General features: G+C 70.1%; 1 protein-coding gene. It reads right to left on the minus strand.

Annotated features, from left to right (window positions below; translation table 11 throughout):
• Positions 1 to 251, minus strand: a 251-nt coding sequence (locus tag OWC43_RS23430) for a calcium-binding protein (protein WP_393958692.1), incomplete at both ends; no start/stop codon positions are given.

Below are 251 nucleotides of genomic sequence, written 5' to 3' on the forward strand. Positions count from 1 at the left end.
CCGGCCCCGCCGAGCAGGGTGTCGTTGTCTGATCCGCCGTAGAGAATGTCGGCGCCATCGCCGCCGCTCAGGGTGTCCTGGCCGCTGCTGGCGGAGAGGTAGTCGTCGTCGGCTCCGCCGTTGAGCTGGTCGTTGCCGATCCCGCCGTAGAGGTAGTCGTTGCCGCCGTCGCCGTTGAGGACGTTGACCGTGCCGATCGCGTCGCCGCCGCCGGTCAGCGGGTCGTACTCGGCGTAGAGGACGTCCGCGTC

The organism is Methylorubrum sp. POS3 (assembly GCF_043352485.1).
GTDB lineage: Bacteria > Pseudomonadota > Alphaproteobacteria > Rhizobiales > Beijerinckiaceae > Methylobacterium > Methylobacterium suomiense.